The following is a 282-nucleotide window of genomic DNA, read 5'->3' as shown; positions in this document are numbered from 1 at the left end:
ATGTACAACTTGAAGAAGTTCCATCTTTAAATACAACTCAATTTCTAATTAAACAAGATATGAAAGAGTGGTCATCCGAACTTTATCCTAAATTAATTCTATTAAATTCAAAAAGTAAAGGATTTGTAACTAAATTTAATAGTTATTATCCAACATTAAAAGGATTTGTAGATAATAAGGAAGATAAAGAAGGGTTTACAGATAGACTGGAAGTCCTTCAAGACATGACCATAACAAACCAAGAAAGTGTGCAACGTCAAATTAATGAGTTAACAGATCTAA

The 282-nt window shown here is 28.4% G+C and carries 1 protein-coding gene; it reads left to right on the top strand.

Going from position 1 to position 282, the window contains the following annotated elements; genetic code table 11:
* Positions 1-282, top strand: a 282-nt coding sequence (locus MR170_RS31535; RefSeq protein WP_242310734.1) for an HBL/NHE enterotoxin family protein, incomplete at both ends; no start/stop codon positions are given.

Source organism: Bacillus cereus group sp. BfR-BA-01524 (assembly GCF_022662595.1).
GTDB lineage: Bacteria > Bacillota > Bacilli > Bacillales > Bacillaceae_G > Bacillus_A > Bacillus_A thuringiensis_S.
The sequence above is the reverse complement of the archived record's forward strand: the minus strand, read 5'-3'. Positions and strand labels throughout refer to the sequence as shown.